The sequence below is a fragment of the Motilimonas pumila genome (genome assembly GCF_003596335.1).
In the GTDB taxonomy this organism is placed as follows: Bacteria; Pseudomonadota; Gammaproteobacteria; order Enterobacterales; family CBDFNC01; genus Motilimonas; species Motilimonas pumila.
In genome coordinates, this window is record NZ_QZCH01000008.1 from 14,409 (window position 1) to 34,842 (window position 20,434).

Annotated in this window: 15 protein-coding genes; 11 read left to right on the forward strand and 4 right to left on the reverse strand. The window is 46.9% G+C overall.

Annotation, left to right across the window (positions count from 1 at the left end; genetic code table 11):
- Positions 1-172 precede the first annotated feature (172 nt).
- The gene (locus tag D1Z90_RS07850) at positions 173-658 is read right to left on the reverse strand and encodes a VOC family protein (protein ID WP_119910206.1); all 486 of its coding nucleotides are present in this window, start codon (positions 656-658) and stop codon (positions 173-175) included.
- Positions 659-1,159: 501 nt separating this feature from the next.
- Between D1Z90_RS07850 and D1Z90_RS07855 the strand changes: the two genes are divergently transcribed.
- The gene (locus D1Z90_RS07855) at positions 1,160-1,408 is read left to right on the forward strand and encodes a DUF3297 family protein (protein ID WP_119910207.1); all 249 of its coding nucleotides are present in this window, start codon (positions 1,160-1,162) and stop codon (positions 1,406-1,408) included.
- A 198-nt stretch (positions 1,409-1,606) separates the two neighbouring features.
- Here the strand turns inward: D1Z90_RS07855 and bcsG are convergent, their stop codons facing one another.
- Together bcsG and D1Z90_RS07865 are read right to left on the reverse strand one after the other, a co-directional pair.
- Positions 1,607-3,217, reverse strand: a complete 1,611-nt coding sequence (bcsG, locus tag D1Z90_RS07860; RefSeq protein WP_119910208.1) for a cellulose biosynthesis protein BcsG — start codon at positions 3,215-3,217, stop codon at positions 1,607-1,609.
- Positions 3,218-3,364: 147 nt separating this feature from the next.
- Positions 3,365-4,906, reverse strand: a complete 1,542-nt coding sequence (locus D1Z90_RS07865; RefSeq protein WP_158587082.1) for a BcsE family c-di-GMP-binding protein — start codon at positions 4,904-4,906, stop codon at positions 3,365-3,367.
- A gap of 110 nt (positions 4,907-5,016) precedes the next feature.
- Between D1Z90_RS07865 and D1Z90_RS07870 the strand changes: the two genes are divergently transcribed.
- Genes D1Z90_RS07870 through D1Z90_RS07895 form a run of 6 tightly spaced genes read left to right on the forward strand, consistent with a single transcriptional unit; the run spans position 5,017 to position 15,557 of the window.
- A complete protein-coding gene (locus D1Z90_RS07870; protein WP_119910210.1) occupies positions 5,017-5,220 on the forward strand; it encodes a hypothetical protein in 204 nt (67 codons plus the stop codon).
- Positions 5,221-5,226: 6 nt separating this feature from the next.
- Positions 5,227-5,994: a cellulose biosynthesis protein BcsQ gene (bcsQ, locus tag D1Z90_RS07875; protein WP_119910211.1), complete on the forward strand. Its 768-nt coding sequence runs from the start codon at positions 5,227-5,229 to the stop codon at positions 5,992-5,994.
- Complete coding sequence (gene bcsA, locus D1Z90_RS07880; protein WP_119910212.1) at positions 5,991-8,534, forward strand: UDP-forming cellulose synthase catalytic subunit; 2,544 nt, start codon at positions 5,991-5,993, stop codon at positions 8,532-8,534. Before bcsQ ends, bcsA begins: the two co-directional genes overlap by 4 nt.
- A 3-nt stretch (positions 8,535-8,537) precedes the next feature.
- Positions 8,538-10,850, forward strand: a complete 2,313-nt coding sequence (bcsB, locus tag D1Z90_RS07885) for a cellulose biosynthesis cyclic di-GMP-binding regulatory protein BcsB (protein ID WP_119910213.1) — start codon at positions 8,538-8,540, stop codon at positions 10,848-10,850.
- On the forward strand, positions 10,843-11,961 hold the full coding sequence (bcsZ, locus tag D1Z90_RS07890; protein WP_119910214.1) for a cellulose synthase complex periplasmic endoglucanase BcsZ: 1,119 nt from the start codon (positions 10,843-10,845) through the stop codon (positions 11,959-11,961). Before bcsB ends, bcsZ begins: the two co-directional genes overlap by 8 nt.
- On the forward strand, positions 11,940-15,557 hold the full coding sequence (locus D1Z90_RS07895) for a cellulose synthase subunit BcsC-related outer membrane protein (protein WP_119910215.1): 3,618 nt from the start codon (positions 11,940-11,942) through the stop codon (positions 15,555-15,557). Before bcsZ ends, D1Z90_RS07895 begins: the two co-directional genes overlap by 22 nt.
- Position 15,558: 1 nt before the next feature.
- Here D1Z90_RS07895 and D1Z90_RS07900 read toward each other — a convergent pair whose 3' ends face one another.
- Positions 15,559-16,425, reverse strand: coding sequence for a DUF72 domain-containing protein (locus D1Z90_RS07900; RefSeq protein ID WP_147378741.1), 867 nt, complete (start codon positions 16,423-16,425; stop codon positions 15,559-15,561).
- A gap of 106 nt (positions 16,426-16,531) precedes the next feature.
- On the opposite strand from D1Z90_RS07900, the gene aspS reads away from it, so the two are divergent.
- From aspS to ruvC, 4 genes are all read left to right on the forward strand, one after another.
- On the forward strand, positions 16,532-18,316 hold the full coding sequence (gene aspS, locus D1Z90_RS07905) for an aspartate--tRNA ligase (protein WP_119910217.1): 1,785 nt from the start codon (positions 16,532-16,534) through the stop codon (positions 18,314-18,316).
- Complete coding sequence (nudB, locus tag D1Z90_RS07910) at positions 18,316-18,759, forward strand: dihydroneopterin triphosphate diphosphatase (RefSeq protein ID WP_119910218.1); 444 nt, start codon at positions 18,316-18,318, stop codon at positions 18,757-18,759. The genes aspS and nudB overlap by 1 nt, the downstream gene beginning before the upstream one ends.
- Before the next feature lie 2 nt (positions 18,760-18,761).
- Positions 18,762-19,505 (forward strand): YebC/PmpR family DNA-binding transcriptional regulator, encoded by a 744-nt coding sequence (locus D1Z90_RS07915; RefSeq protein ID WP_119910219.1) that lies wholly within the window; start codon positions 18,762-18,764, stop codon positions 19,503-19,505.
- A 158-nt stretch (positions 19,506-19,663) separates the two neighbouring features.
- Complete coding sequence (gene ruvC / locus D1Z90_RS07920; protein ID WP_119910220.1) at positions 19,664-20,185, forward strand: crossover junction endodeoxyribonuclease RuvC; 522 nt, start codon at positions 19,664-19,666, stop codon at positions 20,183-20,185.
- Positions 20,186-20,434 lie beyond the last annotated feature (249 nt).

A 20,434-nucleotide genomic window follows, 5' to 3' on the forward strand; every position in this document is an offset into this window, starting at 1 on the left:
GTATGATTTTTAGATAGCAGGGCGTGGCAATGAAATGCCCTGCGGGCAATTATTTTTAGGTTGTTTACTTTGCCTCGATCTTATTATGGAAGGCAAAAAAAAAGGATTGGTTTTATACCAATCCTTTTTAGAGAGGGGCGATTTTCTACCTTAATTACAGGCAGGTAAGCACTTACTCATAGTCAGTGGCGTACGTTTCTTCGTAAGTGTGCGAGTAAAGTTCAAACAGGTTACCAAACGGGTCTTCTAGGTAAACCATTTTTGCTGGCTTGCTATCATCTTCTGGGTGGTAGCGCATAACGTCCATGCGCACTTTACCGCCAAATTTCTCGACTTTTTCCATCACGCCTTCAAAGTCATCGGTTTGCAGACAGAAGTGGAAGATACCAAGGCGAGAGAAATCGACTTCGTGGCGCTCTTGGCGCTCTTTCATTTCAAACATTTCTACGCCTATACCATCGGTGGTGACTAGGTGAGCAATGTTGAAACCTTTGAAGCCTTCACCGAATACGGCGATACACATGCGGCCGATGGCAGACTCGCGCTCTTCCAGTACTTTGGTGTTGTTCATTACAATTTTTAGGCCTAGTGCTTGCGTGTAGAACTCTACCGCTTTGTCCATGTCGCCTACCATGATGCCTACGTGATTCATTTTCATAATTTGCTCCCAATTCATTTTAAATGCAGTAATTTGTTTCGATGAAGAGAGTATATGGAGGTCATTGGATAAAATAAAATTATAATAAATTTTTATAATAATAATTTTTTTTTATTGATTTTCTTTGGTTTTTTAAGCGCGAGCTATTAGCCCTGACACGTGTACTAAAAGCTACGTATCCACTAGCGTTTAAAACGCAAAAGACTGGCATTGCGGGGTAAGCCCATCAGGGTTTTCAAATTGAGCTGCCAAGTTTTTATTAAAGCTCTTCGATGAAGATCAAACCGCTGGCCTTTCGAACATTACTTGTGCGGTCGTGCTGGCCCGTATTCTACTTGCCTTGGTCTAAAGTTCATTTTAGCGAGCAGGGTTAAACCATTAAATGTGCTCAGTAGCGGTGAAGCGCGGGCAAGGGTTTATGCTTACCGCTCCTGGTGTGGTTGAGTGGCCGACGGGCTTTGTCTACAATAGCGCTATTCTCACTGTTTTTAGGAAACAAATATGAGCGACAATACAGCCAAACCTGCTTTACCTGACCACTTATCGGGTAACCCTCGTAGCCCATACCATGTAGAGGAATGCTTTGAACATGACATCGGCATTCGCCTTAATGGTAAAGAAAAAACCGATATCGAAGAGTATTGCATCAGCGAAGGTTGGGTAAAAATTCCTTCGCCAAAAGCCAAAGACCGTTTTGGTCAGCCAATGCTGATAAAGCTTAAAGGGGAAGTGGAAGTTTTCTACAAGTAATTCAGCCTCAAGCCTAATGAATCGCGCGTATCCCTATCTTTGGTATGCGCGATTTAAATCTTTTCTATTTCTATTTCTATTTCTATTTTACGCTACGCCATAACATTACAGCGCCCTCATGAATAAAAGCAAAGCCTTCTCTGGCATATTGATACCAAAAGCCAGCCGCACTCACTTCAAATAAAGCACAATGCCTAGTTAAGGTTTATACAAGGTCCACTTATCATTATCAAAGGTGTAATACTGGTTACCAATGACTTTTAACATGGTCGTACCGCTATTTTCTGACACCACTTCACTGTGGTCGAGGGCTTGCGTTAAGCTTTCCATACTGACGCCGGGTTGGCTGTATACCGGCTCAGAGATGATATTGGCCAGTAAATCACTGAGCGCCAAGTAGCTCGACGGGGCGTCTATTGTTACAGGGCCGCCTGTTACCGCAACATCTGGGCCAAAGAATTTGACCCCCACTGGCACATGAGTGATGGCGAAGGTGGGAATTTCGCGCATGCCGGATATTTGCATTTTGTCCCCTCTGACACCGCCGCCATGCTCAGGAATCAGGACCACAACAATATTGCGCTCGCTTTGTTGTAACTGTTGAAAAAATGCGTACAGATCATCGAGCAACACCTTCTGCTGTTGCCGGTAGGTCTCAATTCGGTTCAGTTTGTTGTTGCCAACCACTTTATTGCCATCATGAATACTGATGGTGTTGTATAAAGCGGCGCTGGCCGTGTTGTCTTTTTTGTCGAGCCATGCATTAAGGACGTCTTTATCGCGGTAGATAGGACTGCCGTCAAAAGCATATTGATAAGGGGTTAATTGCTTGATATCGACTAAAGGCGAAATGTTCCCCATGTTTTGTTGAATATGGCTAGTGAAAGCGTCAAATTCGCCATTGTGGTTGAGCATTAACTCTTGTTGAAAGCCAAGTCGTGTCAGTTGTTCAAACAACAGGCATTGTTTGCTGCTCACCGGGCTAAATAAATCGGCGTGAGGCTGCTGGCCACAACTGGCGCGCAATAAGCGCAGTACGGCGGGGCCGCTGTAAGAAGTTGCAGCGTTGAACTCTTTAAAGACAATATCAAACTCTGAAAATAAAGGGTGTTGGCTTTGTTTAGTAAAAGCCAGGTCGTCCCAAGACAACGAGCAGACATTTAACAGTAAAATGTCGAAGTTGGGTTTGCTATCAAGGGATAGCGAACTTATGCTCGATACCTTGCTTTGCTCTTGGGCAAAAAAATCGCTGCGATATTGGTTCAAGCCCTCATCTGAAGTGTCTACTGCGGCAGTTTGTGGTTGGGCTTGAGTTTGCCCGCTTGAGGCGATTTCGCCAGCTGCGGTTTGCGGTTGGCTCACGCTGTGCTCTTTAGGTGACTCGGGCCAAGAAAGGTAGAGCATGGCCACCAACACAAAACTGCTGACGCGAATAAACTGGTGGGTGTAGGCATAAAATACCGCTAACGTGGCAATTAATACCAAAGCGGGGACAGAGACAAAGCTCGAGGCCAGTTCAAGCAAATAGCGCCAGTCAAACTGCATCAGCTGATCGGTTTGTTGCCACAAGCGATCAAGGGGCGGTAAAAATGAGTCGTGATGCAATAGCAAAGCTGCCAGAACTAACGCCAGAGCTTGTTTGATGATGCCGCCAAGGCGAGTCGGTATCGGCAATAATAAAAAAGCCACAAAGGCAAAGTTATAAAGAGGATCAAAGCCTATAACCTCTTGTACTGCCAATACTAACTTAAACAGTAGAAATACGTTCCACCAACCAATATGTGCACGATGAGCTTGGAAAAGTGCCATTAAGCGTCCTCAAAATGGTTTTTTTTAAGGTGTTTCGGGTGCTGGGTATTGCGTCGAATCACTCGGTATATGCTGGGTAGCAACAGGCATGTGAGCACTCCAATGGTAAAACCAATCAGCAAGCTCACTATTACGGTAATAGTAAAATCATCTATGTTCATGATGCCTACCTTCGTTGGGGTGAAAGGGCACGGCTTTGGCAAAGGCGCTGTGACGATCGTCTTTAAGGTTGGTCAGTAAGGTTGGGCTCAAGTGGCCGTTAGCTACCACTTCAGTCACTTGTAGGGTGTCATGTTTGGCTTGCTCCAATGCCTGCATAATACTGCTCTGGTCATAATAAATATGATGATTGGCAAACAGCTCGTTGATGTCTATCTGGAAAATATTGGCAAGGGCAATGGCGATTTCAGATTGTCGAATGGAACTTAAAAACAGCAACAGTCGTTGGCCTTTGGCTAAATAGATATCGCCGCTTCTGCGGGTCAGGCAGTATTTGGCACATTCTTTAGCAGACAGTTTATGGCTTGCTTCAAGTTGTATTAGAGCAAACGCCAGTTGGTTAGTCTGCAGTTGTTGCATAGCTTGTGGCACCAGTCGGTAAAAGTCTGGTTCTGACACCGCACCACTTTGTTGAGTGGCTGCTTGGTAAGCTGCCAATAGTGGCTCAAATCCTTTAGGTAGAGCTTTAGCATACAGTTGATGGCTATTGGCAATGACTTGGTCGACAAGGTGAGAAAAAGGTTGATTAAAGGTCACCACATTATTTGCGCCGCAGCGTAACAGTAAATACAGGTCGTTATAGCGAATACAAGGCGCAATTTCACGCACCAAAATCGTCAAGGCTGGGCCAAAAAATTGTCGCAATAAATAAATGGATTTGGCTAAGGTTTTTACCTGCTCAAATTTTTCGCATGAGAATACGGCGCAGCTTTGTTGGCTTTGTCCTATCAGCTTTTCTAGCTGTTCGATGTCATCAAAGCAGTGCCAATGCGAAGGTGCCTGCTCGCCGCTTTTTATTACGGCTTGGCCATAGAATACTTGCTCTATGGTTTCACTGAGTATTTGCTGTGGCAGTGTAGATTCAGGCTCCCATGTTGCGGTTTCGTCGTTGAGGTTAGCAGTCATGCTTTTATGTTGCTGCAAACCAAACGGTGTAAATGCTTGATGGATATATGCTCGCAGTTGTGAATGAGATAATTGCACTTCGGCCAAGTGTCGCAGGGCTTGTAAATAAGGTTGCAGTTTAATCAGTTGCTCGTTGGGACTGGTACAAATAAGCACTAAATGAAGGTTAAAACGGTGGCGTCGATGCCAACGCAGTATATATTGCCAGTGCTCTGAACTGAGTGCTTGGTTGGCCCGCCAGAGCAGCAATAAAGGTGGTTTATGAGATAAGTTTAGCGCCGAAATGTCATTAAGCAGGGCGTTTAAGGTCAGCTTGCTGTCTTCGGATGAGGGTAAATAGGTACTTGAGAAAGTGTGATTCAAATCACTCTTTAGCGCGTTGCACTGTTCACAACACAGTTGAGTGAACTCAGCCTGAGTTAAGCCACTGACGAGGTTCGCTTTTTTGTTGTGCTTTAAGCCCAATAATGGCCTATCTAAGCCCTTAACGAGTAGCCAAGCGGCGGCCAAGTCGGACTGAGTTAGCGTAACAAACAACCGAGGGTGTTCAAAATTGTCATTCATATGCGATAAATAACTCATTGAATTGCGAAACTTATACGGGTTATAGAATATTGTAGCTGCAATTTTAATTCCCTAGCATGGCGCCTTCATGTTATTGGGGGAATCGTGAGATGAAATCTGTTTCTAAAGACATCCATCACATTTATCAAGCTTATGGCCTTGAAGGTGACTCTTACCAAGAAATCGGCTTGGCAGAAAAGCAAGAAAAATTGACCAAAAAGTGGAAACTTACCAATAATATAACCAATATTAATCATATTGAGCGTGGCCCAGTGCAAGCGCAGGAGCAAGCAGCAATTATTCGAGGCGGTTAATATTTAATGACAAGGGTTTTGGTAAAAGGCATTACCTCCGGTGTTGGCGCTACGACCATAGCGGCTAACTTGACCTATGCCCTTAATGCAAGCGGCCGCACTACCGCCGTTGTTGACCTGGACCCGCGCAATATTTTAGGCATGTGGTTTGGGCAAAATGAAGCAGATCCAAATGGCTGGGTTTATGCTGAGCTGACCCAGCAAAGTTGGATGTTAGGCGGTTATGTCAGTCCGCAAGGTGTGCGTTTTTTCCCCTTTGGTGATCTGTTTCAATTGCCCAGTGACATTGAGCGTTTACCCTGGTCAAATTTGATTGAGTCTTTGTTGCAACGAGTGTTGCCGGCAATGCTAACGGCTCTGTCTCGTGAATATGAGTTTGTTGTGCTCTCTTTTCCTGCCATGTTCAACGCTAAACTGCTATCAAAAATCAAAGCCTTCGCAGACACTGTTTTAACCGTCATCCACTGTGATCCTGTGTCATTTAGCCTTTTACGGCGCCCTTCGAACCAGGCTGAACTTGCAGATTCCTTTGTGGTTGCTAATCAATGCTCTGTGTTTCATCAAATCCAACAAGACTTACTTTTATTAAACCAAGGCGCTTTTGCGCAACGCTTTATTTCAACAAAAATTCATTTCGATATTGCCGTACAAGAAGCCTTAACCAGTATGACATCAGTGGTAGAGTATTCTCCCAATGCTCAAGCCAGTCATGACTTTAGAGCATTAGCAACTTGGTTAGTCGCTAATGCGAGTAAGCAAACCCAAAGCTCATGAATATTCTTGCCATGTGGGTGCAACCTCAGGCATTAGCAAAGGCCCCGCAAGGCGCAGACTCCTCGCTATCACTTGCTTTGTGGTTTTTGTTAATGCGCTCGGTGACGTCGACAAAGTGGTTTAACCAGCAAGATTGGCAACATGATTATCCCCAAGTAAATTGGCGTCAACCTAGCCCTGGTGACGGTGTGAGAATGTTGCTGCAAACGGTGTGGAATTGCTTTTTTTATGCTCATTTCTCTATTGCCGATTGGCGCTTGTATCGCCATTGGCTGCTTATTAAGCAAACTTTTAGCTGGCTGCTTCGCGGCGCTTTTTGGCCTTTGCAGCTAGGGGTAAAATGGGTTGACCGTGTGGCTGAGCGTCCCGTGCCTAAAGCAAAGCGTTGGCAACAAAAAAACCGCATCATAAATACCAGCTTAACCTTGGTATTAGCCTTGTTGGCTGCGCTGTGTTTAACGGTGCCTTTTACTTGGCAAGCTCAAGCGGTATTTGTCTTGATTTTGATGTTTTTAGGCGGGTTAATTAACCGCATTGCCGGGCGTTTGCCTAACATGCTGTTAATTGTCTTATCCTTAACCGCGTCTTGTCGATATATATGGTGGCGCTACACCTCGACCATTAACTGGGACAAAGAATTAGACTTAGTGTTAGGCCTGATCTTATTAGCTGCTGAGTCATACTCTTGGGTCATTATTGTACTGGGGTATGTACAAAATATTTGGCCGCTCAATCGCAAGCCCGTACCGCTGCCTGAAGATGCCACCACTTGGCCATCCATAGACTTGTTTATTCCAACTTATAATGAAGATCTTGAGGTCGTCAGGGCCACAGTAGTCGCTGCCCTTGGCGTTGATTGGCCGAAAGATAAGCTCAATATTTATATTCTGGACGACGGTAAGCGCGACAGCTTTGAAGCTTTTGCTAAGCAGTTTAACGTGGGTTATTTTCGCCGTCCCACCAATGAGCATGCCAAGGCCGGCAATATCAATTACGCCCTAAAGCACACAAAAGGCGAGTATGTGGCCATTTTTGATTGTGACCATATACCGACCCGGGCGTTTTTTCAGGTCACTATGGGAGCATTTTTAAAAGATAAAAAGCTGGCCCTAGTGCAAACCCCACATCACTTTTTTTCTCCCGATCCGTTTGAAAAAAACCTCTCAAACTTTCGTGATGTGCCCAACGAAGGCAACTTGTTTTATGGCTTAGTACAAGACGGTAACGACACCTGGGATGCGGCATTTTTTTGTGGCTCGTGCGCGGTGTTAAAACGCGCGCCATTAATGGAAGTGGGTGGCATTGCTGTTGAAACCGTCACGGAAGATGCTCACACTGCCCTTAAAATGCACCGCTTAGGGTATCACTCCGCTTATCTTAAACAGCCAGTATCAGCAGGCCTTGCAACCGATAGTTTGTCGGCGCACATTGGCCAAAGGATCCGCTGGGCCCGTGGCATGGCACAAATCTTTAGGCTCGATAACCCAATCTTGGGTAAAGGTTTAAAGTGGAACCAAAGAGTGTGTTACGCCAATGCCATGTTGCACTTTTTATCGGGTATTCCGCGGCTGATTTTCTTACTGGCGCCCTTGGGCTTTTTATTGCTCGATGCTTATATTATTTATGCCCCGGCGATTGCCCTGTTTCTCTACGTCTTGCCGCACATGTTTCACGCCAACATTACCAATTCTCGCATCCAAGGGGAGTACCGACATTCTTTTTGGGGGGAAATTTATGAAACTGTACTGGCTTGGTATATCGCGGTGCCGACTACCGTCGCTTTGTTTGCGCCTCACAAAGGCAGCTTCAATGTAACTGCCAAAGGCGGCTTGATAGAGGGGAGCTTTTTTGATTGGGCGATTAGCCGGCCCTTTATCATTTTGATTTTTCTTAATTTGAGCGGCGCGGTGTGGGGCATCTGGCGCTTATTTGCGTTACCAGAAGGTTTAGTAGGCAGTCTCGTCATTAATTTATTTTGGACCTTATACAATCTGTTGATCTTAGGCGGTGCCTTGGCGGTCGCTGCGGAGACCAAGCAGGTGCGGGCGAGTCACCGCATTGCGGTTGACCTGCCGGCCACAGTCGCACTGGACTCGGGCCATTTATATGCCGTTAGAATGTTAGATTTTTCGTTCGGTGGCCTGCGAGTAAGTAAGCCAAATGGGGTGCTCTTTGGCTTAGGTGACAAGGTCAACATAGTGCTACAGAAGGTGACAGAGACGGCCACGTTTGCTTGTGAGGTGACCTTCGTAAATGAAAAGTTTTTAGGTTTGAAGCTGTTACCTATGACAGTTGAAAAAGAAATTGACTATATTCAAAGTACTTTCACACGAGCCGATACTTGGTCTGTGTGGCAGCAAGCTTATGAAGTGGATAAACCCATGGCCAGTTTATCCAGTGTTTTAGTGATTGGCGTGACAGGTTATCGAAGTTTGTATCGCTTTTCGCCTGCGGTGATCCGCTGGCCTATGTTGCAGTTATCAAATTTGGTGCAATGGTGTTGGTCGTATATGCCCCGTATTCAAATTACCAGAGGTTGATGAATGAAAAATGTGTTGCTAAGGATAAGCCTGTTGTACGTTTTGTGTTTACATGTGGCATGGGCGCAACCAGAACCAAGCACCAATGCGCTGAAACATGATTCAGCGGATGCCACGGTAACAGCAAAAGACAGTTCGCCATCTAGCGAGGCCCAAACTGCAGACTTGCGCACCGGTGTCTCTGAAGAGGTCTTGGTTGATACCTCGAACGATGGTACTGGGGTGGCGCAACACAGTTACACTTTTGCTGACCTTGGGCAGACAGGGTCGCTCAAAATGCAAGGCAGCGAAAGCACCCTTTATGTTGGATTTGGTTCGCGCCTAGATCAAATTGTGACTGGCGCAAGTTTGCAATTAGACTTTATTCCTTCCCCCGCGTTGATGGAAGTTGTTTCGCATTTAAGGGTGTTTTTAAACGACGAGTTGATGGGTGTTGTCACCATTCAAAGTGAAGATTCAGGGGCGCCGGTTAAAGCCGATATCAACCTTGACCCTCGATTTATGAGCAATTTTAACCAATTAAAATTTGAGCTGATAGGCAGTGTGGAACAAAGCTGTGCCAACCCGAATGATCCCAGTATTTGGAGTGAAATAAGTTCAGCGAGTCGCCTTAACTTAACGGTGAAAAAAACAACGGTAGAAAATGAACTGAGCTTATTTCCGGCACCATTTTTTGACGCCCGAGACTTTGGTGATTTGAATTTACCTATGGTGGTGCCTGCTGGTTTTGGCCTGCAGGGCTTGCGCGCGGCGGCAATCATGACGTCGTACTTTGGCAGTTTAGCTGACTGGCGAGACACACAATTTCCTTTGTTTCAAAATCATTTACCTGAACGCCACAGCATCGTGTTTTTGACCAATCGCGACAGACCTACGTTTTTAGCTAATTTCCCGACCATCAACAGTCCCAGTATTCAGGTTATCAATCACCCGCAAGATAAATTTGCCAAATTGTTATTAGTGATGGGGCAAGACGAACAAGCCCTGACTCAAGCTGTATTAGGGTTAGTTGCCGGTAATCCATTGATGTCAGGCCCAATGGCAGAGATTACGGCGATCAAAGATATACCGACTCGGGCAGCTTATGACGCCCCGCGTTGGATCAATACTGCACGGCCTGTGACGTTTGCAGAGCTAATCGATGGGCCTTATCAATTACAAACTCGTGGGGTAGATCCCGCGCCGATAGATTTAAACTTTCGACTGCCACCAGACTTATTTTTATGGCAAGCCAAAGGCACACCACTGCAGTTAAATTACCGCTATTCGCCCTTGGCGCAAGATAACAGTGCATCGCGCTTGTCGATGCGTGTAAATGGCATTTTTTCTAAAGGCATACCCCTTGATACCAGCGGCGAGAGTAAATCAGATGTGGTGCGCCTGCCGATGATAGAGCAAGGCGTTGCAGGCTCTCAAGCTGCTACCTTACCTGGGTTTCGTTTGGGCGAGCGCAATACACTGAGTTTTGTCTTTTCATTTGTCGCCAGTACCGACGGTATTTGTCAACCGAAGCAAGGCGCAGAAAACTTTGCCGTGATGGATGAAAGCTCAAGCATCGATTTTTCAGGGTTTGCCCATTACTTAGAAATGCCAAACCTCAGCGTGTTTGCTAAGTCTGCTTACCCCTTCTCGCGTTTTGCTGACTTATCGCAAACGGTCGTGTTACTCCCCGAAGCACCTTCAAAACACGAAGTGCAGCTTTTGCTTGATGTCATGGGGCGCATTGGCAAAGAGACGGGGTTGGCCGCGTATCACATGAGCTTGCAACACCAGTGGCAGGCTAGCTCGTTATCAGACAAAGACGTGTTAGTGATTGCCAAGCAAGCTGAGCAAGCATTCGATTGGTCTGAACAAGATTTGGCGCATTTGTTATCGGCGCAAGGTGAGCGCAGTTTAGGCGGTAAACAATCTGGTGAGGGCGCAGCAACATTAGAACTGCAAGCGCAGGGACAGTTTGCCAGCATGGTCAGTTTTCAATCGCCATTTTCTTCGCAGCGCACTGTCGTGGTACTCAACGGTCAAGACGGGGATAGCTTGTCGCTGATCACTGAGGCCATCAATAATGCAACCGGGGAGTTTCTTTTTGGCGCAGCAGCGGCTATTCGCCCTGCTAGTGTGACCAGTTTTGAGAGTGAAGATACTTACTTTGTCGGCGAGTTACCTGTATTACAACTTATCTGGTATCACTTTTCTGGCCACCCAGTGCTGATTGCTTTGATTGCGGTCTTTTTGGTGGTGGTTTTCTCCGTGCTAGTGTGGCGCGCGCTACGAGTAGTGGCGGCGAAACGTTTAGCCCAAGGGGAAGAGGATGAGTAAGGCATATGCGTTTTGCATATTGTTGTTGGTCAGTTTTTGCAGTCAAGGCCAAAGCACTGCCGCTGAGTCATGCCAATGGCCACAGTGGCTGCAATTTAAGCAAGTCTATATTCAAGACGGTGGCCGGGTAGTGGATGGCTATGATAAGCGAAGAATTACCACTTCTGAAGGACAGTCTTACGGCTTGTTTTTTGCGTTGATAGCTAACGACCAAGACACTTTTTCGCAGCTTTGGCGCTGGACCGAGAAACACCTTGCCCAAGGCGATATCAGCGCGCGGCTACCGGCATGGCTATGGAGTCCTGAGCAAGGTGTGATAGACGACAATTCAGCGTCAGATTCCGATTTATGGATTGCTTATACACTGCTTGAAGCCGGCAGAGTGTGGCAAAACGCTTACTACAGCAATTTAGGTTTTTTGTTGGCGCAGCGGATTTTGACTGAAGAAGTGTACTCAGTCAGTAAAACACACGCCCATTTGTTGCCGGGCAAGCAAGGGTTTGTGGCTAAAACTGGGGCGATAAAACTTAACCCCAGCTATGTTCCCTTACAGCTATTAAGTTATATGCAGCATTTATACCCAGCTTCAGATTGGGCCAAAGTACGCCAAGGCAGTGAAGCGTTATTATTGGCGACTGCCGAAACGGGCTATAGCCCGGATTGGATTTGGCTTCACCAAGGGCGCTTTGACTTTAATCCTACCGCGCCAGGAATTGGCAGTTATAACGCCATTCGCACTTATTTGTGGGCCGGCATGTTGTCACCAAAAGACCCTTTTAAACCCTCTCTTTTGGACGCTTTAAAAGGGTTTACTCAGTTTATTGTAGCGCGAAGCTTTCCGCCTCGTGAAGTGAATTTAGTGACCCAAGCGACTACGGGAGAAGGGCCTGCGGGTTTCTCTGCGGCTGCCGTACCGCTATTAGTGTCTATGTCTGAGCCAGCCCATGCTAAAACGCAGTACCAAAGAAGCCAAACTTTGTTGGTGACCACGCAAGACAATGCCTATTACGACAATGTGCTGAGCTTATTTGGTCAGGCTTGGTATGAGCAAAGGTATCGTTTTAACCTTCAAGGGGAAGTTGAACTGCAATGGCAACAAGGTTGCGAATAGCCTGCTTAACTCTGTTAGCGCTAAGCTTGGTTTGCGCCACAGCCCGCGGGGCTGAGGTTGAACAATTTTCGATAACGCCGAGTGCGGCCATTGCGCAAAGTAATGATATTGCTTGGCTACTGACCCAAGTGGAGATTGCTGAGTTAAATCAACGTCAAGATATTGCCATTGCTGCAATAGAGCGGATTGAAGCCATCGAGCCGGATAATATTGAAGCCACTGCCGCAAGAGCCAGACTTTTACTTTTAGAAGATAAACCTCAACAAGCTAAAAAGTGGCTCGCCCAGTTGCAAGCGCAAGCACCGGATAGCCTTGCAACACAAAAGGTTGAACAACTTTGGCGGCTCAAGCATGGTCAAAGTGCGCAGTATAATCAGTTGCAATTGTTAACCAAAGGGGGGCAATACGACAAAGCCCTTGAAATTGCAGAGCGACTGTTTGCTGGAGAGTTTGCGAATTTATCACTGGAGTTAGACTACTTAAGTCTACTGGCGCAGCGCCGGCAATATTGGCCGCAAGTAACAGCGCGTTTAGTGGCGCTTAATCAAATCTATCCCAATGTGCCTTTGCTGCAACTGCAGTATGCGGATATGCTGCGGCGTGAAAACCCGCTCGACCCTAAGGCGCAGAAAATTTTCTCGCAATTGGTTAAGGATCCTAAATTGGGGGAGCGAGTAGGCGATATTTGGCTGCGAACCTTGCAAGATATCCCCATGTCAGACAGCTGGGTTCAAAGCCACGCTATCATTGCCAGTTATAACCCAAGCGTATTGGTTTATCAGCAAGCGTATGACAACGCCAAGCAAAGTTGGCAGCAAGAGCTTGAGCTGCGAAAAGACCCAAGCTACCGCGCCAAATTAGCTGGCATTAAACTAATTAACCAAGATGCCTCCTCCGAGCAAGTGTTTCAGCTACTCACTCAAGCGTTATCAACGCGCCCTGATGATCCTGAAATAATCGTTGCGATGGGTAAATATTGGCTCAGGAATCAAGAGTATCAAAAGGCGCATAAGTATTTTGTGCGGGCGAAGTCTTTGGATGATAACCCCAATTTACAATCCGGTTATGAAAGTCTCATCACGACCGCCCAATATTGGTGGCTGGTGGAACAAGCCGAGCAGGCAAATGAAAAGTCGCAATTTTCTCAGGCTGAACAAAAGTTACAGCAAGCGTTGGCATTAGATGCAGAACAAGCCTATGCCATGATAAAGCTGGCACAGCTTTATATGTCGCAATCTCGCTGGCAGCTGGCTCAGGCTCAGTTACAAAAGGCCATTGCAACTGAGCCAGATTCTGGTTACGCCCTCAGTACTCAATTGGAATGGGTTGTGCGAACGAAAGGAGAAGCCGCCGGCCTGAAATATATCGCTAGTTTGTCGCCATCTCAGCAACGCTTATTGCAAGAGCCTAAACAGCAACTACAACAGCGCCAGTTGATGGATGATTTAGCAGCGGCGCAAGCAAAGGGAGACACAGCATTAATTGAACAGCGGGTGGCTGAGTTGTTGAAAACGCCTCCGCAATCACCTTGGCAAAAAAGAGAGATAGCCCAAGCGATGGTGCAAATAGGTGAGCAGGCATTAGCCAAGGAGCAGATGCGATTGTGGTCACTGCAAGACTCTAGTCCCGAGATGCAGTATGCCTACGCCTTATTTTTGAACCAGCAACAGCAACCCCAGCAAGCGTTAATTATCTTAGAACAAGTGCCCCTTAACAAACGTAGCGAGGCCATGAATGGTTCATTATTGGTTTGGCAGCAAGCAGCTAAGGCGCAACAAATTACTTTGGCGTTTGCACAAAACCCGCAACAAGGTGAGAGGTTGCTGCATCAATGGGCCGAAGACATGCCATTGTTTGTGGCCAAGCAATGGCTCAATATTGAGCGCTCGGACATCGCACAAGAGATGTTTAGCGCTTTTGAGATAAAGACCATCGCCCCTTGGCAGGTAGATGATTACCTTGATCTGGCACGGGCTTTTGCAGACACAGCGCGTTTGCAACAGTTAAGTGACTGGGTTTCTATACAAAATTGGCCTGAGCAAAACGTTATTTTAACCAAAATTAATCGCGCAGACAGGTTAATGAGAGTGCAACAAGCCTTGCAAAATAACGAGTTAAGCGCCGCTCGGGATATCTTAAAACCCCTCACGTTAGAGGCAGAACCGAGCCAATCGCCTTGGCCAGAATTATTTGAGCTAGCGGTTATGCAGTACCAAACTGGCGAAACCGCCTGGGAGTACGACTACTTGTTTTTGCAACGTGGACGATTGGCTTCATACCAATTTGCGCAGTTGATTGCGATGAGTCAAGACGACCAACAACAGGCATTGTTGTCGGAATTTAACGTGCTGACGCAAACGCAAGCCTACGATTGGTGGCTGGTGCATGATGCTTTAATGCAGCAAGCGCAATGGTCGCAAGCACAAGAGTATGGTTTGCAAGCTTTACAGCGCCATCATTTCGAGCAATTTCAGCAACACGTTTCGCCGCAGCAAAGTTACTTATCTGCAGGCGATGATTGGATGAGTAATAGTTTGGTACGAAATATTGACCAGCTGCGACATCGCAAGCAAAGCTACCTCAAGGTTGGAGCGGATTTTTCATTTGAGCAATCAGACAGTCGCAATTTTGCTTTGCCTGTTGAAGCCAGTATTGCCATGCCCGAATATGATGGCCATTTGTTGCTGCGGACTGAGCTGATCCATACTTACGACGAAAATACCTATTTTGGCACTGAGCAAGAAGTTAACATCAAGCAAACGGGGCAAGCCTTTGCGATTGGCTGGCAAGCAGATACCTGGCAGGTAGACCTCGGCACTACGCCGGTTGGCTTTAATCAAACAGATTGGGTGGGGGGAGTAACGCTGGACGTCGACCTGCAAGACTTTGGTTTGAGCGTAGACTTGTCAAAGCGGCCAGAAACGAGCAGCTCTTTGGCATATGCCGGCGCAAAAGTAGACGTTGATCAGCAAAGGTTAAATTGGGGCAGCGTATTACGTTCTGGCGCCAGCCTTGGGCTGTCTTGGGACCAAGGTGGAGACGTCGGCTTTTGGTCGGTAGCTCAGTGGCATCAGTTAAAAGGTCACAACGTTGAGGATAACCAAAGGTATGCCTTGATGGCAGGCACTTATTACAAATGGATTAATCAATCACAGCAGCGGCTCAACATAGGCCTAAACCTATTTCACATGGGCTATGATAAAAACCTCAGTGAATTTGTGTATGGCCATGGTGATTATTACAGTCCACAAGCATACACATCTTTGGCCATTCCTTTGTCGTATTATCAGCAAGTAAACAACCAGACCAGTATTGGTTTGTTAGCCAGCGTATCTCATTCTTGGACGCAAACGGATGCTCCTTACGGCGTTCCCGGCGAAAGCAGTCGAGACAAGGGCTTCGGCTTTGGCTTTGAAGGCTTGGTTGAACACAAATTATCGCCGCATTGGTCTGTTGGCGGTAAGGTAGCACTGAAGGTGTCTGATGATTATCAGCCCAACCAAATTCAGTTATATTTCAAATATTACTTCAACGATAATTGGCGTCAGCCGCCATTACAGCCAAGCACTTTGCAACTGTATTCTAATTTTTATTGATTCAAAACATATCGAGCTGTTGGTGCTGCACTTTGGGTAAGTGTAGCCAACTGGCCGACTCACCGAGGCTCTGCGCGATTTGCTGGGCCAACTCTGGCGCGTGCAGGTTATCTGCTGTGTGAATGTATAAATATGGCGACTTCCCCTCATCAATCCACTGAGCAATTTTTTTACGCCATGGTGTAAATTGGCGCAGTGAATGAGCTAAATCGACGTCACCAATGAAACGAATAATGGGAAACGTACCCGTGGCAATGGCATGCACTGGCACATTGGGTTTTTGCCGCTGCGCGTGCTGCATCACTGGCGTGGTGGCGGGGCTCGAAAAAACGGGCCGAGAGTCCATGATAATGCGGTTCATACCAAGCTGGATTAAAGTTTGGTTGAAGCGTTTTTCTGGCTCACCTTTAGCAAAAAAGTCGCGATGACGCACTTCTACGCCATATTCATACCCACTGGGTAACTGTTTCAAAAAAGCAAAGAGTTTATCACTTTCAGCAGGGCTAAAACTGGCTGGCAGCTGCAGCTTAATAAGGCCCAGTTTGTGTTGCAGGGGGGCAAAAAGCTCAAAGAACTGCTTCAGCTCTGCGCTAACATTGTGCAGTTGCTTTTGGTGTGAGACCGACTGGGGCAATTTAAGGCTGAATCTGAAGTCGTCAGGCGTGTCGTCAAACCATTGCTTCACCGTGCTTAATTGAGGCAAGGCGTAGAAAGTGGTATTTCCTTCTACCGTGTTAAAAACTTGACTGTAATGGTGCAGCAAGCTCGCACCAGAGCAAGATTGGCGAATAAGCCTTGGATACCACGACTTTTCTGCCCACATTGCCATGCCAATACGTAAAATATTCTTCCCTGTAGCGCCTTGCACGATTTACCCCGTTGTTGCTTTTCCCTATAATAACGGGTTTTTTATACTTAATAGACAATAACTCCGCAACGGCAATTTGCCGCTGGCGAACACAGGATTGAACAACATGCGCACTCTGTACTGCGGTCAGGTAAATGAAACAAATATTGATCAGCAAGTTGAACTTGTTGGTTGGGTGAACAAACGTCGTGACTTAGGTGGCGTTATCTTCCTAGATTTAAGAGACCGTGAAGGCTTAGTGCAAGTGGTTTACGATCCTGATTTACCGGAAGTGTTTGAATTAGCCAGCAGCCTGCGCAACGAGTTTTGTGTTAAGGTTACGGGTAAGGTTCGCCCTCGTCCAGCAAGCCAAGTCAACAAAGACATGGCCACTGGTGGCGTTGAAATTTTAGGTCTTGAACTTGAAATTCTTAGTAAGTCTGCACCTTTGCCTTTGACACTTGACGATCACCAAACAAACAGTGAAGAGCAGCGTTTAAAATACCGCTACCTTGACTTACGTCGTCCAGAAATGGCAGAGAAAATCAAATTCCGTGCCCGCATCACGAGCGCGGTTCGTCGCTTTTTAGACGACAACGGTTTCCTTGATATTGAAACGCCAATCCTTACTGCGGCAACGCCAGAAGGTGCCCGCGATTACTTGGTGCCCAGCCGTACACATAAAGGTAACTTTTTTGCTCTGCCACAATCACCACAGCTGTTCAAACAGTTGCTGATGATGTCAGGTATGGACCGTTACTACCAAATCGTGAAGTGTTTCCGTGACGAAGACTTACGTGCTGACCGTCAGCCTGAATTCACGCAAATCGATATTGAAACCTCTTTCATGTCGGCTGACCAAGTGATGGCGGTAACAGAAGAGATGATCCGCGGCATCTTCCAAGACCTGCTGAATGTTGACCTTGGTGACTTCCCGCGCATGACATACGCAGAAGCGATGCGTCGTTACGGCTCAGACAAGCCTGATTTACGTAACCCGCTTGAGCTAATTGACGTGGCAGACTTGGTAAAAGACGTTGAGTTTAAAGTTTTCTCGGGTCCTGCAAACGATGAAAAAGGCCGCGTGGCGGTGATTTGTGTACCAGGCGGCGCTGCATTATCGCGTAAGAACATCGACGAATACGGCAAGTTTGTTGGCATCTATGGCGCCAAAGGCTTAGCGTGGATGAAAGTCAATGAAGCTGCGAAAGGCCTTGAAGGCGTACAGTCTCCAATTGCCAAATTCTTAAACGAAGAAGTGGTAAATGCGTTACTTGAGCGCACTCAAGCCAAAGACGGTGACATCATTTTATTTGGCGCAGACAAAGGCACGATTGTTTCGGAAGCGATGGGCGCGCTGCGCTTGAAGCTAGGTGAAGATCTTGAGCTAACCAGTGACGAGTGGAAGCCTTTGTGGGTAGTTGACTTCCCAATGTTTGAAGAGTTACCAAATGGCGGTTTAACACCATTACACCACCCATTTACGGCGCCAACAGGTTTAACTCCAGAGCAACTAGAAGCCGATCCAGCCAACGCCATTTCTGATGCGTACGACATGGTGTTGAATGGTTGTGAGCTAGGCGGTGGTTCAGTGCGTATTTACGACCAAGCCATGCAAGCCGCGATTTTCCGCATTTTGGGTATCAGCGACGAAGAAGCACAAGAGAAATTTGGCTTCTTGCTTGAAGCGCTTCAGTTTGGCGCTCCACCGCACGCAGGTCTTGCGTTTGGTTTAGACCGCTTAGTAATGCTAATGACAGGTGCCTCGTCTATCCGTGACGTTATGGCGTTCCCGAAAACATTGACAGCAGCGTGTCCTTTAACCAATGCACCTGGCCAAGCTAACCCTGCGGCATTAGCCGATCTTGGCTTAGAAGTTGAAGCGCCTGCAGCGGAAGAAGAACAAGCGTAATGACATACAAGCGCCCTGAATCAGTATTGGTGGTGATTGTCACTGATGCTGGTCGGGCGTTAGTGCTGCGCCGGCTGGACGATGCCAGTTTTTGGCAATCGGTCACTGGCAGTCTGGAAGGGGATGAATTACCCTTTGATACTGCAATTCGAGAAGTAAAAGAAGAAACGGGCATTGATATCATTGCTCAACAACTTAACTTGGTCGACCTTCAACACCAAGTGCGTTATGAGATTAACCCGCTATGGCGACACCGCTACGCTCCTAATGTCTCCATCAATTTAGAACATCAATTTCTGCTTGAATTGCCAACACAGTGTGAGATTCAATTAACCGAGCACAGTGAATATGCTTGGCTGCCTTTTTCGCAAGCCGTGGAGCGCATTAGCTCAGCTTCCAATCGCCAAGTGATCATAGATTTAGCCAATAAAATTGGAGATTAGTTATGGCAGGTCATAGTAAATGGGCCAATATCAAACACCGTAAAGCGGCGCAAGACGCCAAGCGCGGTAAAATTTTCACTAAGCTTATTCGAGAGTTAACCGTGGCTTCTCGCGAAGGCGGATCTGATCCTGACTCAAATCCACGCTTACGGGCGGCAATAGATAAAGCTTTATCAAATAACATGACAAGAGACACGGTAGAGCGTGCGGTTAAACGCGGCGCCGGTGAGCTTGACGGCCAAGAGCTGGAAACCATTATTTATGAAGGCTACGGCCCCGGCGGCACCGCAGTCATGGTCGAAACTATGACAGATAACCGCAATCGTACCGTGTCGAGTGTGCGCCACGCCTTTACTAAAAGCGGTGGCAACTTAGGCACTGACGGCTCGGTGGCGTACTTGTTTGAAAAGAAAGGCGTGATTTCCTACGACGACAGCGTTGATGAAGAAACCATCATGGACGCGGCCCTTGAAGGCGGCGCTGAGGACGTGTTAACCCACGAAGATGGCTCGATAGACGTTTACACCACGCCGGAAGATTTTGGCGCCGTTAAAGATGCTTTAGATGGCGCCGGTTTTGACGCTCAAAATGCCGAAGTGACTATGGTGCCTTCAACCAAAGCTGATTTAGACGTAGACACTGCGCCTAAGCTTATGCGCCTGATTGACACCCTAGAAGACGATGACGATGTACAAGAGGTGTATCATAATGGCGAAATTTCGGATGAAGTAGCTGCCACCTTGTAATAGAGTGTCGTCAGGCAGTAATTTGTATCCAGTATTCAACGGGGAGCTTAGGCTCCCCGTTTTATTCACTTGTTGATCCGACTCATGCGGTTATCTGGCTTGTGGTTTACCACGGACGTGCAGAAGTTGCGATAAACGCGCACCGTTTTAGGAAAGTAATGAGCATCATTTTAGGCATAGATCCAGGCTCCAGAACCACGGGCTTTGGCTTAGTCAAACACGCTGGCGGTCGTTTTCAATACCTTGCCAGCGGTTGTATTCGCACTAAAGGCGATGAGCTCGCTCCCCGTTTACACACTATATTCCAAGGCATTAGCGAGATCATTAGCCAGTATCAGCCGCAGCAGTTTGCCATTGAGCAAGTGTTTATGGCAAAAAACCCAGATTCAGCCCTGAAACTTGGGCAAGCCCGAGGCGTGGCAATAGTCGCGGCAACCAGTGCCGAACTCAGCGTTGCGGAATATTCTGCGCGGCAAATTAAACAAGCCGTAGTAGGCACGGGCGGGGCAGAAAAAGCCCAAGTGCAACACATGGTGCAGCATATCTTAAAGCTTGACGGAGTGCCGCAATCCGATGCAGCAGACGCGCTAGCGGTGGCTTTATGCCATGGCGCAACCCAAAGCAGTTTAATTGCCATGGCGGGAAAAGTGCGTAAAACCGTGCGGGGCCGTTTTCGGTGAACGTTATTACCTCATCTTACAGCGTCCGTTATTTGTCAATAAGTTAATATTTAATAACTCAATAATTATCTGGCCAATATTGCCAGTTTTAATGCTGGCTTAAATTCTCTTTATTTATCATCTTTTTAATTTTCGTTTACCTTACTGAGCGAGACCCTAAAGACGATTCTGTGCGCTGGGTTTTACTCTTGCATTTGGTTTTTTATTTTCACATTGTCTATCATGCGAAAGCACCATATCTGCACTATA

Coding starts and splice junctions, on each gene's coding strand:
- D1Z90_RS07850 (WP_119910206.1), bottom strand. CDS start 658: ATGAAAATGAATCACGTAGGCATCATGGTAGGCGACATGGACAAAGCG.
- D1Z90_RS07855 (WP_119910207.1), top strand. CDS start 1,160: ATGAGCGACAATACAGCCAAACCTGCTTTACCTGACCACTTATCGGGT.
- bcsG (WP_119910208.1), bottom strand. CDS start 3,217: ATGGCACTTTTCCAAGCTCATCGTGCACATATTGGTTGGTGGAACGTA.
- D1Z90_RS07865 (WP_158587082.1), bottom strand. CDS start 4,906: ATGAATGACAATTTTGAACACCCTCGGTTGTTTGTTACGCTAACTCAG.
- D1Z90_RS07870 (WP_119910210.1), top strand. CDS start 5,017: ATGAAATCTGTTTCTAAAGACATCCATCACATTTATCAAGCTTATGGC.
- bcsQ (WP_119910211.1), top strand. CDS start 5,227: ATGACAAGGGTTTTGGTAAAAGGCATTACCTCCGGTGTTGGCGCTACG.
- bcsA (WP_119910212.1), top strand. CDS start 5,991: ATGAATATTCTTGCCATGTGGGTGCAACCTCAGGCATTAGCAAAGGCC.
- bcsB (WP_119910213.1), top strand. CDS start 8,538: ATGAAAAATGTGTTGCTAAGGATAAGCCTGTTGTACGTTTTGTGTTTA.
- bcsZ (WP_119910214.1), top strand. CDS start 10,843: ATGAGTAAGGCATATGCGTTTTGCATATTGTTGTTGGTCAGTTTTTGC.
- D1Z90_RS07895 (WP_119910215.1), top strand. CDS start 11,940: ATGGCAACAAGGTTGCGAATAGCCTGCTTAACTCTGTTAGCGCTAAGC.
- aspS (WP_119910217.1), top strand. CDS start 16,532: ATGCGCACTCTGTACTGCGGTCAGGTAAATGAAACAAATATTGATCAG.
- nudB (WP_119910218.1), top strand. CDS start 18,316: ATGACATACAAGCGCCCTGAATCAGTATTGGTGGTGATTGTCACTGAT.
- D1Z90_RS07915 (WP_119910219.1), top strand. CDS start 18,762: ATGGCAGGTCATAGTAAATGGGCCAATATCAAACACCGTAAAGCGGCG.
- ruvC (WP_119910220.1), top strand. CDS start 19,664: ATGAGCATCATTTTAGGCATAGATCCAGGCTCCAGAACCACGGGCTTT.